Origin of the sequence: Amycolatopsis sp. NBC_01286 (assembly GCF_035982555.1) — a bacterium.
GTDB lineage: Bacteria > Actinomycetota > Actinomycetes > Mycobacteriales > Pseudonocardiaceae > Amycolatopsis.
In genome coordinates this window covers 9774037-9788659 of sequence record NZ_CP108428.1, presented here as the reverse complement: position 1 = coordinate 9788659, position 14623 = coordinate 9774037, and the positions used below count along the sequence as shown (strand labels likewise).

The following is a 14623-nucleotide window of genomic DNA, read 5'->3' as shown; positions in this document are numbered from 1 at the left end:
CTCGACGGTACTGCGCGCGGCCGGTCACCGCCGATCGGTGGCGGGGAGGTGGGCGGCGAGCACGACGACGTCGTCGTCGTGCGGGGTCCCCTGGCCCAGCATGCGGCGGATGGTGTCGTCGACGAACCGGGCCGTGTCGGTGGGGTCCAGCGCGGCGACGGTGTCCCGCAGCCGGCGGATGCCGATGTCCAGGTCGCTCCCGCGGCGTTCGACCAGGCCGTCGGTGTAGAGCACGACGGTGTCTCCCGGCGCCAGCCGCACCTGGCGATCGGTGAGCGGGACCTCACGCAGCTCGGGGTAGCCGAACATGAGGTCGACGCCGGTCAGGACCGTCGTGGAGCCGTCGGGGTGGCGCACGACCGGCGGGAGGTGCCCGGCGCTGGCCCAGCGCATCAGCCAGCGGTCGCCGGCGTCGGGGCGCAGGTGGGCCTGCAGCACGGTGCCGGTCGCGCGGACCCCGGTGGCGACGCAGGCCTGCTCGGTCGCGGCGAGAATGGCCGAGGGCGCCCCGGTGGGACGCTCCCAGGTCGCCTGCCGGCCCATGCTGCGGACCTGGCCCATCAGGGTGGCGGCGTGGATGTCGTGGCCGGTGATGTCGCCGACGGCCAGCGCGACGGCGTCGCGGTCGGCGCCGTCGACGGCGTTGAGGTCGATGGCGTCGTACCAGTCGCCGCCGACCTGCTCGTGCCGCCCGACGGGCAGGTAGCGGGCGGCCAGCCGCACGCCGGCCAGGTCCGGTAGCCGGGTCAGCATGGCTTCCTGCAGCTCGCGCGCGACGGTGACGCGGTCTTCCACGAAGCGGGCGCGTTCCAGGGTGTGCCCGACGTAACCGGCCAGGGTGGTGATCACGGCCTGCTCGTGGACGTCGACGTCGTGCGGGGTGTCCCAGCCGAAGAGCAGGACGCCGGCGACGCCGTCCGGGCCGGGCAGCGGGACGCAGGTGATCGCGTGCAGGCCCAGTTCGGCGTAACGGCGTTGCGCCGTCTCGGGGAACGCGGCGGCGATGGCCTCGGGGTCGGGGTAGAGCTGCAGGTTCCCTTCGCGGGCGGTGAGCGCGATCGGGGTGTCGTCCTCGACGTGGGAGAACGCGTCGCCGGACTCGGGGCCGAGCGCCTGCAGGGGGTCGTCGATGCGGTGCAGGTCACCGTCGCTTTCGGTGAGCGTGAGCCCGACGTAGGCCGGCTTCAGGTCGCCGGAGACCAGGTCGGTGACGATCTCGCGCAGTTGCGAGATGTCGTCGGCGTGGGCGAGGGCCTGGGACGCGGTCAGCAGCAGCTGGGAGCGGGTGAACGCCACGCGCAGCATGGCTTCGGCGGTGTCGGTGCGGGCGCGTTCCTGGTGGGCGTCCCGGGTGGCGATGCGCAGCCGCAGCTCGAGGGAGCAGCTGTGGGCGAGGTCGGCCAGCACGGCCAGCTCGTCCTCGCGCCACCGGCGGGGCTGGTGGTCGATGACGCACAGGCTGCCCAGGACGCGGCCGGCGGCGTCGGTGACCGGGATCCCGGCGTAGGCGCCGATGCCGATGTCGGTGACCACCGGGTTGTCGCGCGACCGCGGGTCGAGGGCGCCGTCTTCGATGATCAGCGGCGCACCGGTCACCACCTCGTGCCGGCACAGCGACGCCGAGAGCGGCGTGCGGCGGGTGTGCGCCCACGGCTCGCCGAGTCCCGCCAGGCCCGGGAAGACCTGCTCCCGGTCCGTGACCAGGGAGACCAGCGCCACGGGGGCGCCGACGCGCTGGCGCGCGCGTTCGGCCAGCGCGTCGAGCGCCGCGTCGGATTCGTTGCCCAGCCCGGTTTCGGCCAGCGCGGCCAGCCGGCCGGGATCGGCCAGCGGCGCGTGGGCGTCGTCGTCTTCGGTCATCGCAGCAGCACCTGCACCGTCGATTTCCTCGCTCGTGGGGCCGTGACGAGGACCAAATACCCAACCGAGGTCCCGGCCACGCAGGGTCTTCACCGTCTCGGCACGATGTGCCGCGGCGCGGCGACGCTGTGCTGGTAGACGTCGGCGAAGCGCCCGGCGACCCGGTCGATGCCGAACCGCCGGGCCACGGTCGCGCGCCCGGCGGCCGCGGCGGCCCGCGCCCGGACGGGATCACCGGCCGCGGCGCGCACGAACGCCGTCAGCCCGTCGGCGAACCGGCTCAGCGTCGCGGTGTCGGCCAGCATGCCGTTGCGGCCGTGCTCGACGTAGTGGCCGAGCCCGCCGCGGCGCGGACCGAGCACCAGCAGACCCGCGTCCATCGCTTCGAGCACGGCGATGCCGAACTCCTCCTTGCGGCTCGGGCACACGTAGAGGTGCGGTGTCGGCGCCGGGAGCCACCGGGTGACGCCGTGCTCGATCAGGCGGACGTCCTCGTTGCCCATCGCGGGCAGCACCGCCAGCCGCCCGGCCGCTTCGGGGTGCTCGGCGCACAGGGCCAGGATCCGGTCGAGGACGCGGGTTTCCTCCGCGCTCGGGGCGGTCGGGTCGCCGCCGACGAGCACGAGCGCGGTCTGCCGGTGCAGGCCGCGCGTGAGCCAGGCCTCGACCAGCAGGTCCTGTTGCTTGACCGGGTGCAGCCGGCCCACGGACAGGATGACCGGCAGGCCGCGGGCGGCGTCGCCCAGCCGCGGCCGGCCGGGGGCCGGGGCGAACAGGGACTCGGCGAGGCGCTGCTGGCGGGCTTCGGCCGTGGGCACGCGGGGCAGCAGCGGGATCCCTTCGGCGACGGACTCCGGTTCACGCCCCCGCAGCCGCGGGAAGTACCCGGCGAGCTCGCCGCCGGGCCGGCCGGGCAGCCCCAGCAGGGTGTCCGCGGTCGCGACCAGCCGGTCGGCGGTGTACATCCGGTGCAGGTCGAACCGGGCGGCGACGGGATCCGCGGGACCGGCGGCGGCGTGCCGCTCGGCGAGCGAGCGGTGCGGGTCGGCGGTGAGGGTGAACACGGTGCGGGCGCCGAGCGCGCGGGCGGCCTGGGCGATCGCGGCGGATCCGTCGTCGGAGTACCGCACGTGGACGACGTCCGGGGTGCAGCCCGAGAGCCACAGCAGCTGCCGGGCCAGGAACGTGATCGCCGGGCGGTGCCGGGACAGGTCGATCTGGGCCGGCGCGCCCGGCGCGTCCACCGGGAGCCGCAGCACCACGTGTCCGGTCCCGTCGGGCTCGGCCAGCGCGGGCCGCTCGGCCAGCCGGTCCCGGCCCAGCAGGGTCAGGGTCACCACCCGGGCGATTCCCGGCCGGCGGGGGAGGGCGTGCCCGAGGTGGCGCAGCAGGACCGTCAGCCCGCCGCTGGCGCCGGCGCCCGGGTGGTCGAACGAGCCCAGCAGCATCGACTGGGCCACGGTCAGGCCCGGCCGGTCCGGCGGCGGGACCGTCCACAAAGGAGAGTCGGTCGGGACGTCGGCCAGCCGGGCCAGGCAGATCGAGGCCAGCACGCGGTCGTAGGGGTCGTCGGTTCGTTCGCGGATCGACGCGATCGCTTCGGCCGCCGCCGGGTCGCCGGCGCACTGGGACAAGTAGCGCAACGCCGCGTGCCGGTAGCCGCGGTCACCGTCGAGTCCGGCGACCACCTCGGGCACCGGGAAACAGCGGAGCGCGTGGCGTTCGGCGAGGTCCAGCAGCAGGATCCGGCGACGCGGTGACGCACCGGCCGCCGCCGCGCGGATCGCCGCCGCGGCGGCCGCCGAACCGTGTCCGGCGACAGCGTCACCGAAGACGTCCATGGCAACCGCCGTCGCCATGGAGTCGGTCAGCTCATCGCCGGTTTCCGGTGTGGCCGCGAGGACTTCGGCGGGTGCCGCGGTGACTGGTGCGCGCGCGAGTGCGCGCAGGGCGGCCGAGGCGGAGTCCGGGTCGTGCCGCGCCGGAGCGACACCGGCGTACTCGATCAGCGCCGGGCCGGCGAACGACGGGTGGAGGGCGCGGCGGACGTCGTCGATCCGGTCCGGGGACGCCCCGGGGCGGAGTTCGCGCAGCCGGGCCACCGCGTCGGTGGGGTACGTGGTGGTCGTGGTCGCCGAGATCGTCACAGCTGGGCTCCAGTGCTCAGGCCGTAGGGTCGGGGGAGACGGAGGAGGTACGGATGAACGCGTCCACGAGACCGCGGATCGCGGTGGTGAGCCCGCCGTTCGCGTCGCACGCGCGTCCACTCGCGACGGTCGGCGCCGCGCTCGCGGCCGAGGGCGCCGACGTGACTTTCGCGTGCGCGCCGGCGTTCGCGGGCCTCGCCGAGGAACACGGGCTGCCCTTCGGCGTGCTCGCCTTCGGGGACAACGCCAACACCGGCATCGCCGAGCGCACCCAGCAGGAAGCCGCCGGAGCGGCCCGGCTGGCCGAGTTCCTCGACGCGACGCGGGCGGGCGCGATCCCGGCGCTGCTCGCCCAGGCCCGGCACCGGCGGGCCGACATGCTGCCCGATCCTGCCGCGGTGCTGGCTTCGGTGCGGGAGTTCGACGACCGGGTCCGGCCGGACTGGTACCTCGTGGACCAGCTGGCCTACGCCGTCACCCTGGCGATCTACGGTCTCGGCCGCCGCTGGGCGGCGTACTGCCCCGGTCACCCCGGCTACGTCCTGGACGGTCCCGGGCGCTTCTTCGGGCTGCCGCCGTACTGGCCGGACGCGATCCGTCCCGGCGCCGGGGAGCTGGCTCGCCTCCGCGCCGAAGCCGAGGCCAACGACCGGCTGTTCACCGGGCTGTTCACGGCGTTCCTGGCCGAGCACGCCCCGTCCCGGCCGGCGCCGCCCAGCGCGTTCGGCCTGACGTCCCCGGAGGCGGTGCTGTTCAACTACCCCGAGCTGCCGTGGCTGCCCGACCTGCCGCGGGGACCGGAGCTGCGGTTCGCCGGGCACTGCAGTGACGTCGGTGAGACGCGCCTGACCGACGACTGGGTGCGGCGGGTCGACCGGTCGACCGACGGTGGGCGGCGCCGGCTCGTCCTGGTTTCGTTCGGCACCTTCCTGTCGGCTCGCGACGACGTGCTCCGCACCGTCGTGACCGGCTTGCTGCGGATCCCCGACGTCGCGGTCCTGGTGGCGGCCGGAGACCGCGTCGCGCCGGTGCGGGCGGCGTTCGCCGGGCACGACCGGGTCGAGGTCGAAGACCAGGTGCCCCAGCGGGCGCTGCTGCCCCGGATTGCCGCCGTGGTGCACCACGGCGGCAACAACACCTTCACCGAGTGCCTCGCGGCGGGTGTACCGGCGCTCGCGTTGCCGTTTTCCAGCGACCAGTTCGCCGTCGCCCACGACCTGGAGCGCATCCCGGCCGGTCGCGTGCTCGACCCGCACGGCCTGACCCCGCACGCGGTCACCGACGCCATGACCGACGTGCTCGCGACGGCTCATCGAACCCGGGCGGCGGCGCACCGGCTGCTCGCCGGACGTGGCCCGCGCGAGGCGGCTCGAAGCTTGCTCTCGGCCATGAGTCACCTTCCGGCCGTCGATCCAAGGACGATGCAAATCTAGGTGGAAGATCCGGCGGTCGCCCGCGCCCGGGCGGCGGTGATCCACCGCGGAGTCCCCGCCGGAACGGCCTGACTGTCGAGTTTCGGCAGGTAGGCTGAGTGGGGACAGGTCGATCGGGCGATGCGAGAGAGCCGACAGCGGGTCGAATCTGCATCGCAGTTGCATCGAAGCGGTGACTCGGCCGGACGGTTCGGCAGGACGGAGACCAGGGCCCATGACGATGTCGCTGACCAGCGTGGCGCAGGTGCGGGAACGGGCTCGCGACGCGCTCTTCGCGCGGGTGGCCGGCCCGGACGGGCCACGCAACCGGGACCGGATCCACCACGCGCCCGGACCGCGCTGGTTCGCTCCGGACAGCGCGATCCGCCAGGTGCACGGCGACACGGCGATGTTCGTCGGCGGGTTGCGCGCGCTGCTGCTGCAGTCGCTGCACCCGTCGGCGATGGCCGCGGTGGCCGCCCACTCGGGGTACCGGGGTGACCCGTGGGGCCGGTTGCAGCGCACCAGCACGTTCCTCGCCGTGACGACGTTCGGCACCACCGGCGACGCCGACCGGGCCGTCGCGGTCGTGCGGGGCGTGCACCGGCGCGTGCGTGGCACAACCGAGGACGGGCAGCCCTACCGGGCCGACGACCCGCACCTGCTGAAGTGGGTGCACATCGCGGAAACGGACAGCTTCCTGCGCGCCCACCAGCGTTACGGCGCACATCCGCTCGACGAGGCCGGATGTGACCGCTACGTCGCGGAGACCGCGCTGGTCGCCGAGAAGCTCGGCGTCCTCGATCCACCCCGGACGCGCGACGAGCTCGACCGGGCGCTGGCCGCGTACCGGCCGGAGCTGCGGGGCAGCGCGGACGCGCGCCAAGCGGCTCGGTTCCTGCTCGTCACCCCGCCGATTCCTTGGCCCGCCAGGGTTCCGTACGCCGTGCTCGCGGCTTCCGCGGTCGGGATGCTGCCGGTGTGGACCCGGGCCCGGCTGCGCCTGCCGTACCTGCCGGTGGCGGAGGCCACGGTCATCCGGCTCGCGGCCGGCGCCTTGGTCAAGGCGGTGCGCTGGGCCATGACCGCGCCGGAGCCCGGCACCTGAGCCTCTTCGTCCGGCGATGCAGCCGCGATGCAACGTATGCTGTGACGAACACGGGGAGACGACGTGACCGATACGTCCGAAGCACGTTCGCTCGGCTCGAGCGAGGTGGCACGGACGCTCGGGGTGTCCCAGGTGACCCTGCGGACGTGGGAGAAGCGCTACGGGATCGGCGCCGCCCAGCGCGAGGACAACAACCGCCGGCGGTACACCCCGGAGGACGTCGAGCGGCTGCGCCGGATGCGGGCGCTGCAGGCGCAGGGGACCAGCGCACGCGACGCGGCCCGGCTCGTGCTGTCGCGCTCGGCCGCCGAGACGACCGTCCGGCGCCGCCGGGAGCGGCTCGCCGAAGCCGCGGAGTCCTTCGACCTGCCCACGATCGGCGGGCTGGTCGACGACGCCTTCACCAGCCTGGGCGTGGCCAAGACGTGGACCGAGGTCGTCGCGCCGGTGCTGCGCGTCATCGGTGAACGCTGGGCCGAGCACGACGACCGCCAGGCGATGGTCGCCGAGTGGGCGCTGGCCACCACGGCCTCGGCGGCGATCGACCGGTACGCGGCCCCGGCGGCCGCGCTGCCGGGCTCGGCGCCCGTGCTGTTCGTCTGCGGCCCGACCGAGCGGCACGAGCTGCCGGTCAAGATGCTCAGCGCGGCGTTGAGCGACGACGGCGCCGCGGCCGCGTTCCTGAGCGGGCCGGTCTCGGTCGACGTCCTGCGGGCGATGTCCGCCCGGTTCACCCCGCGCGACGTCGTGGTCTGGTCGATGACCGCGCAGTCGGCCGACGTGCGGTTCCTGCGCGTCCTGAGCGCCGAAGGGGTGCCGGTGCGCCCGGCGGGCCCGGGGTGGCACGGGCTGCCGACGGTGGGCGAGCCGCTCCCGCCGTCGTTCGCGGCGGCTTTGGGTGTCTACAGCAGCTGATCGGCCGGCGCGATCACCGGCGTCCTCGTTGCAGAGCGCGGGTTTCGTCGTCGGGGTCCGGGCGCAGCAGGGAACCCGGTACGGCGTGGCCGGCGGTGCCCAGCTTGTTCATCTTCTTCGGCACCGGCGCGCCCTGGTACTCGAGCGGGATCGCGTGGCCGTGGCGGTCGACGCCGCCGAGCGGCTGGTGGACTTCGATGAACTCGCCGTGTGGCAGCCGCTTGATGATGCCCGTCTCGACGCCGTGCTCCAGCACCTCGCGGTCGGCCCGCTGCAGGCCGACGCACAACCGGTAGGCCGCGAAGTAGGCCAACGGGGGTCCCACGAGCAGGCCGATCCGCCCGGCCCACGTCAGGGCGTTGAGCGAGACGTCGAACTCGAAGGCGAGGATGTCGTTGAAGCTCGACAGCGTGAGCACGAGGAAGAACGTGATGGCCATCGCGCCGATGGAGGTGCGGACCGGGACGTCACGCGGGCGTTGCAGCAGGTTGTGGTGCGCGTGGTCGCCGGTGAGCTTCCGTTCGATGAAGGGATAGCTCAGCAGGACCGTCACCAGCACGCCGATGCCGATGGCGCCGGCGAAGAAGACCGGCGGCACGGTGTGGTCACCGAGGTAGAGCTCCCAGGCCGGCCAGACCCGCAGGAGACCGTCGGCCCAGCCCATGTACCAGTCCGGCTGGGACCCGGCGGAGACCTGAGACGGGTTGTAGGGCCCGAAGTTCCACACGGGATTGATCTGGAGCAGGCCGGACATCAACGTCAGCACACCCAGCACGATGACGAAGAACGCGCCGCCCTTGAGCGCGAAGTACGGCATGATCCGCACGCCGACGACGTTGGTCTCCTTGCGGCGCACCCCCGGGAACTGGGTGTGCTTCTGGTACCAGACCAGCGCCAAGTGGGCCCCGACCAGGGCGAGCATGATCCCTGGGAGCAGCAGGATGTGCAGCGTGTACAGGCGCGGGATGATCTGGTCGCCGGGGAACTCCCCACCGAACAACGCCCAGTGGATCCAGGTCCCGATCACCGGCACCGACAACACGATCCCCGACAACGTCGCCCGGATACCCGTACCGGAGAGCAAGTCGTCCGGCAGCGAATACCCGAAGAAACCCTCGAAACAGCCCAGGACCAGCAGCAGACCACCGATCACCCAGTTGGCCTCACGCGGCTTGCGGAACGCGCCGGTGAAGAACACCCGCAGCATGTGCACCGCCATCGACGCCACGAAGATCAACGCCGCCCAGTGGTGCAGCTGCCGCATGAACAACCCACCACGGACGTCGAACGAAAGGTCCAGCGTCGTCCGGAACGCCTGCGACATCTCCAGGCCCTGCATGTTCGTGAAACTGCCGTGGTAGACGACCTCCTGCATCGAGGGGTCGAAGAACAACGTCAGGTACACACCCGTGAGCAGCAGGATGATGAAACTGTAGAGCGCGATCTCGCCCAGCAGGAACGACCAGTGGGTCGGGAACACCTTGTTCATCTGGTGCCGCAGGCCCTTGGCCAGGCGGTAGCGCTGATCGGCGTTGTCCGCGGCGTCGCCCACCGCCCGCTCGATCGCGCTCGACCCCTTGGTCGGCGTGGTGAGTGAACTCATCGGCGACCCTCCTCCGGCGGTTGCCCGCTCGGCGATCGTCACACCGCCGCCTCGCCGGCGCAACGAAGACCGGGCCCGTGCATCGAAGTTGGAGCGCGTACGGCGCGTCCTCGCCGGATCGCGCTGCGGGCGTGGCCGCGGTCGGTCACGATGGGGAAATGGGGCGTTGGACGGCCGGGAAGCGGCTGCGGCAGGTGATGGTGTTCGTGCACGTCGCGGTGTCCGTCGGCTGGCTGGGGGCGGGCGCGGCCAACGTCGTGCTCGCGATGACCGCCGGGTACACCGGTGAGCCCGGCGTCCGCGAGGTCGCCTACCGGCTGATCGAGCGCATCGACGACTTCGTGGTCATCCCGGCGGCCTTCACCACCCTGGTCGGCGGGATCGTGCTGGGGGCGTTGACGAAGTGGGGACTGACCCGGTTCTGGTGGGTCCTGGTGAAGCTGGTGCTGACCGTCGCCGTGATCGGCTACAGCACGTTCGGCCTCGGGGTGTGGGTCGAGCAGAGCATCGCCGCGGCCGCCGCGGGCGTCGAGAGCCCGGTGGCGGGCCCGCTCGCCTACGGCGCGGCGCTCAACATCGTCGCCTTCCTGGCCATGACGTGGCTGTCGGTCGCCAAGCCCTGGGGCCGCACCCCGTGGTCACGGCCGCCGGTGGTAGCGCGGCGACCACGCTTGTCCGAAGTCTGAACCCGGTTTGCATCGCATCTGCATCGCGCTCGGAGTGCGACGGCCCGGTACGCGACCTACGCTCCGCAGGTGTCCGGATCGTAGTCGCGTCGTGGAGGTGGTCGCGTGACCTTCGAGTACTCCACCGTGGTGGCCGCCCCGCTCGACGAGGTGTTCGCATGGCACGGCCTGCCCGGGGCGATCGTGCGGCTGACGCCGCCGTGGCAGCCCGTCAAGGTCGGTGCCGAAGCCGCTTCCCTGCGCGACGGCCGGGCGCGGCTGAACCTGCCCGCCGGCCTGCGCTGGGTGGCGGCCCACGACCCGGACGGTTACCGGCCGCCGCACCAGTTCGTCGACCGGCTGGACACGCCGGTGCTGTCGAACCTGCTGTCCTGGCGCCACACCCACCGCTTCGCCGCCGACAGTCCTGATCGGACGGTCGTCACCGACCTCGTCGAAACGCCGCTGCCCGACGCGCTGCTCCGGTCGATGTTCGCCTACCGCCACCGTCAGCTCGCCGCCGATCTCGCCGCCCAGCACCGGTACTGGCGCGAACCGCTGACCGTGGCCGTCACCGGCGCGAGCGGACTGGTCGGGACCGCGCTGACGGCGTTGCTGACCACCGGCGGGCACCGGGTGATCCGGCTGGTGCGACGGCCCGCGCGCACCCGCGACGAGCGCACGTGGGACCCGGCCGCGCCGGCCACCGGCCTGCTGGCCGGCGTCGACGCGGTCGTCCACCTGGCCGGCACCTCCGTCGCCGGGCGGTTCGACGACCGGCACCTGAAAGCCGTGCGGGACAGCCGGATCGGCCCAACCCGGGCGCTGGCCGCGCTGGCGGCCCGCACCCCGGACGGCCCCGGGGTGTTCGTGTCGGCCTCGGCCGTCGGCTACTACGGCCCCGACCGCGGCGACGACGTCCTCACCGAAGACAGCAAACCGGGCGAGGGCGCCCTGGCCGACATCGTCACCGAGTGGGAGGCGGCCACCGAACCCGCCGCGGCGGCCGGGATCCGGGTGGTGCAGGTCCGCACGGGCCTGGCGCTGAGCCCGCGTGGCGGCCTGCTGCGGCTGCAGTACCCGCTGTTCGCCGCCGGGCTCGGCGGGCCGCTCGGCGCGGGCCGCCAGTGGACGCCGTGGATCGGCCTCGACGACCTGACCGACGTCTACCTGCGCGCGCTCACCGACCGCGGCCTCGACGGGCCGGTCAACGCCGTGAGCCCCGAGCCGGTGCGCAACGTCGAGTACACCCGGGTCCTGGCCCGTACCCTCAAGCGCCCGGCGCTGCTGAAGGTGCCGCACTTCGGACCGCGGCTGCTGCTCGGCCGGGACGGCGCCCGCGAACTGGCCTTCGCCGATCAGCGCGTGCAGCCGGAACGGCTGCTCGCGGCCGGGCACGTCTTCCGGCACGCCCGGCTCGGCGACGCGCTGGCGCACCTGCTCGGAGCGGCCGCCGCCACGTCGAGCGTGGGAGAACCGGTATGACCACCGTGCACCGTTCCGCCCCGGCACCGGTCGCCTTGGCCGGGTTCCTCGCCGCGGTCGCCGTTGTGGCCGTGGTCGGTGGCCTGGCCGCGTCGTCCTCGCGCGCGGTGTACGCCGGGCTCGAGCAGCCGCCGTGGGCGCCGCCGTCCTGGCTGTTCGGTCCGGTGTGGACGGTCCTGTACGTCCTGATCGCCGTGTCCGGCTGGCTGTACTGGCGTGCCGGCGGAACCCGCGCGGGCTTCACCTGGTACGCGGTCGGGTTGGTGCTCAACGCGGCGTGGACACCGCTGTTCTTCGCCGCCGGCGCCTACACGCTCGCGCTGGTCGAGATCGTGCTCCTCGACGTCGCGGTGGCCGGTGCGGTCGCGGTGTTCTGGCGCCGCTCGCGGGTGGCCGCCGCGCTGCAGGTCCCTTACCTGGCTTGGACGTTGTTCGCGACGGCGCTCAACACCGCGATCGTCGTGCTGAACTGAACGGCGTGCCGGCCGCCGAGCCGCCGCTGGTGGTCACGCTCGCCGTCGACCGGGAATCCCAGCAGGCGTGGGACGAGCTGCGCCGGACGTGGTTCCCGGCCGAGCGGTTGAAGGTGGGCGCGCACGTCACGCTCTTCCACGCGCTGCCGGGCGAGCACGCGGACGCCGTCATCGCCGACTGCGCCGAGATCGCGGCGAGGTGCCCGCGGTTCTCCTTCTCGGTGGACGGGGTCTACTCCCTCGGCGGTGGCGTCGCCATCGCCTTGTCCGCCGCCGCATTGACGTCCCTGCACGGGAAACTGCGGACCCGGTGGCGATCGTGGTTGACCGCGCAGGACGCGCAGCCGCTGAAGCCGCACGTCACCGTCCAGAACAAGGTCAGCCGTGAAACGGCGAGGGCGACCATCGAGGCGCTCCGCCCGGACTTCGGGCCCCGGACGGGTTCGGCGACCGGGCTCGCGGTGTGGCGGTACCTGGGCGGGCCGTGGCAGCCGGTGACCTCCGTGGACTTCGTGACGCCCGCTGTGCGGCGGGCAGGGGAGTGACCGCATGAGGCGTGTCACCCGGGCGGGTTGTTTGGTCGTTGCCGGTGCCGGGGTAGCCGGTGGATCCGTCCCGGCGCGGAACTCAAGACCGTTGTCGAAGCTGATCGAAAGGGTGGATCCATGACCACTGTCTCCCGCACGTTCACCGTCGAGGCGGCTCCCGGTGTCGTCGTCCCCTACCTGGCCGACTTCGGCCACGCCGAAGAGTGGGACCCCGGCACCGAGCGCTGCACCCGCAACGACAGCGGCCCGGTGAAGGTCGGCTCGTCGTGGCACAACACCTCCAAGATCGCCGGCATCAGCACCGAGCTGACCTACACCCTCGAGCAGCTCGCCGGCGACCGCGTCGTGCTGGTCGGGCGCAACGACACCGCCACCTCGACCGAGACCATCGACGTCACGCCCAGCGGCGCCGGCTCCGAGATCACCTACACCAACGAGCTGCAGTTCAACGGCCTGGCCAAGGTCGCGGCCCCGCTGGGCAAGGTGGTCTTCGAAAAGCTGGGCAACGACACCGAGAAGCAGCTGACCGACGTGCTCAACGGCCTGGCCCGGCGATGAGACCGCGCAGGCCGGACACCGCGAACCTGCGGCGGGTGGCCGGGCTGTCGGCCGCCGTCGTGACGGCGGCGCAGGCCGCGACCGCGGTCCTCGCGTTGCGCAAGGGCCGGCGCGACTACGCCGACGCCGTCTGGGGTCCCGGTCTGGCGGCCGTGGCGGTCACGAGCGCGCTGGCCGGGCGCGGTGACGCCCGGCGGCGCTGGGCGCTGGCGGCGCTCACCGTCGCGTGGGCGGCCCGGCTCGAACGCCAGATGCTGAGCCGCCTGCGCGGCAGCGACGAGGAGGATCCGCGCTACACCGAGTTCTTGGAGGGCGCTTCGACGCCGGCGGTCGTCGGCAAGGTGTTCCTCACCCAGGGCCTGAGCCAGCTGCTGGTGTCGGCTCCGGTGCAGCTGGCCGCCGCCAGTGCCCTCCCGCGCGGCAAGCGTCGGTGGCTGGCCCCGGCCGGGCTGGCCGTCATGGCCGGCGGGGCCGTGGTGGAGGCGCTGGCCGACCACCAGAAAACGGTGTACTCCCAGCGGGACAAGGACGAGCGGCCCGAGGTGCTCGACACCGGTCTGTGGGGCTGGTCGCGGCATCCGAACTACTTCGGCGATTCGCTGGTGTGGGACGGCGCGTGGCTGACGGCGGCCGCGTCGTCGCCCGGCCTGTGGACGTTGCCCGCGCCGGCGTTGATGAGCTACCTGCTGATGTTCGCCACCGGCGCCAAGCGCACCGAGAAGCGCATGCAGGATCGCCCCGGCTACAGCGATTACCAGAAGCGGGTGGCGTTCTTCTTCCCGCGGCCACCGTCCAAACGAGACTGAGCTTCAGCGGCTGACGGCGAGCACGTGCTTCCCCATGACGCCGCCGCGTTCGAAGGCCTCGTGCGCGGCGGCGACGTCCGCCAGCGGGTACACCCCCTGCACGACCGGGCGCAGGGCGCCGGACGTGACGTAGCCGGCCAGCTCGGCCAGTACGGCGGAGCCGGGGTTGGCGCTGAACGCGCGGATGCGTCGGGCGCCGTGGACGGTCGACGCGGCGATCGCCGCCAGCGCGGGGGGCGACAAGGCGATCGTGACCATCCGGCCGCCCTTGGCCAGCCGGCCGCGGTAGCGGTTCAGCTCGGAGCCGACGGTGTCGACGACGACGTCGAACGGCCCGATCCCCTCCGGCGTCGTGGTGCCGTAGTCGAGGACCTCGTCGGCGCCCAGGTCGCGCAGGAGCGCGGCGTGACGGTCGCGGGCCAGCGCCGTGACCCGGCCGCCCAGCGCGTGGGCCAGCTGCACCGCGGCGGTGCCGACGCCGCCGGCCGCGCCGCGGACCAGGACCCGCTCGCCGTCTTTGAGCTGGACGCTGTCGCGCAGCGCGATCAGCGCGGTGCTGCCCGCCACGACCAGGGACGCCGCCTCGACCGCCGGGACGTCCGCGGGCGCTGGTGCGATGCGCTCGGCGGGGACCACGACGTACTCGGCCGCGGCGGCGACGGTGTGGCGTTGCCGCGGGTGGACCATGCCCCAGACCCGGTCGCCGGCGCGGTGGCCCTCGACGCCGGGTCCGGTCGTGACGACGACCCCGGCGAAGTCCAGGCCGACGCCGATCGGGAACTTGCGGCCCGACACCATCCGCAGCCCACCGGCGCGGACGATCGCGTCGTGCCCGTTGACGCTGGACGCCTCGACCGCCACCAGGACCTCGCCCGCACCGGGGGAGGGGCGGTCGGTTTCGGTGACCCGCAGGACGTCCGGGGTTCCGAAGCTCGTGATCTGTGCGGCCTTCATGGCGTGGTTTCCTCCCGTGGTCGGCTGGTGCGACACCGATCCTGGGGCGTATTCACGGCGGCACGGTCGTTCGCCTTGTCCTGGGTCCG

13 protein-coding genes are annotated in these 14623 nt (G+C 73.4%); 9 read left to right on the top strand and 4 right to left on the bottom strand.

What is annotated here, in order from left to right:
- Positions 1-24: 24 nt before the first annotated feature.
- Together OG570_RS44075 and OG570_RS44070 are read right to left on the bottom strand one after the other, a co-directional pair.
- Positions 25-1860, bottom strand: coding sequence for a SpoIIE family protein phosphatase (locus OG570_RS44075; protein ID WP_326954624.1), 1836 nt, complete (start codon positions 1858-1860; stop codon positions 25-27).
- 89 nt (positions 1861-1949) lie between these two features.
- On the bottom strand, positions 1950-4007 hold the full coding sequence (locus OG570_RS44070) for a glycosyltransferase family 4 protein (protein ID WP_326954623.1): 2058 nt from the start codon (positions 4005-4007) through the stop codon (positions 1950-1952).
- Positions 4008-4060: 53 nt separating this feature from the next.
- Here OG570_RS44070 and OG570_RS44065 point away from each other — a divergent pair, with 53 nt between their 5' ends.
- From OG570_RS44065 to OG570_RS44055, 3 genes are all read left to right on the top strand, one after another.
- The gene (locus OG570_RS44065; RefSeq protein WP_326954622.1) at positions 4061-5440 is read left to right on the top strand and encodes a glycosyltransferase; all 1380 of its coding nucleotides are present in this window, start codon (positions 4061-4063) and stop codon (positions 5438-5440) included.
- Positions 5441-5654: 214 nt separating this feature from the next.
- Positions 5655-6527 (top strand): oxygenase MpaB family protein, encoded by an 873-nt coding sequence (locus OG570_RS44060; protein WP_326954621.1) that lies wholly within the window; start codon positions 5655-5657, stop codon positions 6525-6527.
- A 63-nt stretch (positions 6528-6590) separates the two neighbouring features.
- Entirely contained in the window at positions 6591-7442 is an 852-nt protein-coding gene (locus tag OG570_RS44055) for a MerR family transcriptional regulator (RefSeq protein ID WP_326947960.1), read from the top strand.
- 13 nt (positions 7443-7455) lie between these two features.
- Here OG570_RS44055 and qcrB read toward each other — a convergent pair whose 3' ends face one another.
- A complete protein-coding gene (gene qcrB, locus OG570_RS44050) occupies positions 7456-9045 on the bottom strand; it encodes a cytochrome bc1 complex cytochrome b subunit (RefSeq protein ID WP_326954620.1) in 1590 nt (529 codons plus the stop codon).
- 158 nt (positions 9046-9203) lie between these two features.
- On the opposite strand from qcrB, the gene OG570_RS44045 reads away from it, so the two are divergent.
- The 6 genes from OG570_RS44045 (at position 9204) to OG570_RS44020 (ending at position 13580) form a co-directional block, all read left to right on the top strand.
- The gene (locus OG570_RS44045; protein WP_247049285.1) at positions 9204-9731 is read left to right on the top strand and encodes a hypothetical protein; all 528 of its coding nucleotides are present in this window, start codon (positions 9204-9206) and stop codon (positions 9729-9731) included.
- Between the two features lie 105 nt (positions 9732-9836).
- Positions 9837-11195 (top strand): TIGR01777 family oxidoreductase, encoded by a 1359-nt coding sequence (locus OG570_RS44040; RefSeq protein WP_326954619.1) that lies wholly within the window; start codon positions 9837-9839, stop codon positions 11193-11195.
- Positions 11192-11668: a TspO/MBR family protein gene (locus OG570_RS44035; protein WP_247049289.1), complete on the top strand. Its 477-nt coding sequence runs from the start codon at positions 11192-11194 to the stop codon at positions 11666-11668. Before OG570_RS44040 ends, OG570_RS44035 begins: the two co-directional genes overlap by 4 nt.
- A 5-nt stretch (positions 11669-11673) precedes the next feature.
- Positions 11674-12213 (top strand): 2'-5' RNA ligase family protein, encoded by a 540-nt coding sequence (locus tag OG570_RS44030; protein ID WP_326947963.1) that lies wholly within the window; start codon positions 11674-11676, stop codon positions 12211-12213.
- A gap of 120 nt (positions 12214-12333) precedes the next feature.
- Complete coding sequence (locus tag OG570_RS44025; protein ID WP_326947964.1) at positions 12334-12774, top strand: SRPBCC family protein; 441 nt, start codon at positions 12334-12336, stop codon at positions 12772-12774.
- Positions 12771-13580, top strand: coding sequence for a DUF1295 domain-containing protein (locus OG570_RS44020; protein ID WP_326954618.1), 810 nt, complete (start codon positions 12771-12773; stop codon positions 13578-13580). Before OG570_RS44025 ends, OG570_RS44020 begins: the two co-directional genes overlap by 4 nt.
- A gap of 3 nt (positions 13581-13583) precedes the next feature.
- Here the strand turns inward: OG570_RS44020 and OG570_RS44015 are convergent, their stop codons facing one another.
- The gene (locus tag OG570_RS44015) at positions 13584-14534 is read right to left on the bottom strand and encodes an NADP-dependent oxidoreductase (RefSeq protein ID WP_326954617.1); all 951 of its coding nucleotides are present in this window, start codon (positions 14532-14534) and stop codon (positions 13584-13586) included.
- Between the last annotated feature and the right edge of the window lie 89 nt (positions 14535-14623).

Excerpts from the sequence above, each read along its gene's own strand:
- OG570_RS44075 (WP_326954624.1), bottom strand. The coding sequence starts at position 1,860 with ATGACCGAAGACGACGACGCCCACGCGCCGCTGGCCGATCCCGGCCGG.
- OG570_RS44065 (WP_326954622.1), top strand. The coding sequence starts at position 4,061 with ATGAACGCGTCCACGAGACCGCGGATCGCGGTGGTGAGCCCGCCGTTC.
- OG570_RS44060 (WP_326954621.1), top strand. The coding sequence starts at position 5,655 with ATGACGATGTCGCTGACCAGCGTGGCGCAGGTGCGGGAACGGGCTCGC.
- qcrB (WP_326954620.1), bottom strand. The coding sequence starts at position 9,045 with ATGAGTTCACTCACCACGCCGACCAAGGGGTCGAGCGCGATCGAGCGG.
- OG570_RS44045 (WP_247049285.1), top strand. The coding sequence starts at position 9,204 with ATGGGGCGTTGGACGGCCGGGAAGCGGCTGCGGCAGGTGATGGTGTTC.
- OG570_RS44035 (WP_247049289.1), top strand. The coding sequence starts at position 11,192 with ATGACCACCGTGCACCGTTCCGCCCCGGCACCGGTCGCCTTGGCCGGG.
- OG570_RS44025 (WP_326947964.1), top strand. The coding sequence starts at position 12,334 with ATGACCACTGTCTCCCGCACGTTCACCGTCGAGGCGGCTCCCGGTGTC.
- OG570_RS44020 (WP_326954618.1), top strand. The coding sequence starts at position 12,771 with ATGAGACCGCGCAGGCCGGACACCGCGAACCTGCGGCGGGTGGCCGGG.
- OG570_RS44015 (WP_326954617.1), bottom strand. The coding sequence starts at position 14,534 with ATGAAGGCCGCACAGATCACGAGCTTCGGAACCCCGGACGTCCTGCGG.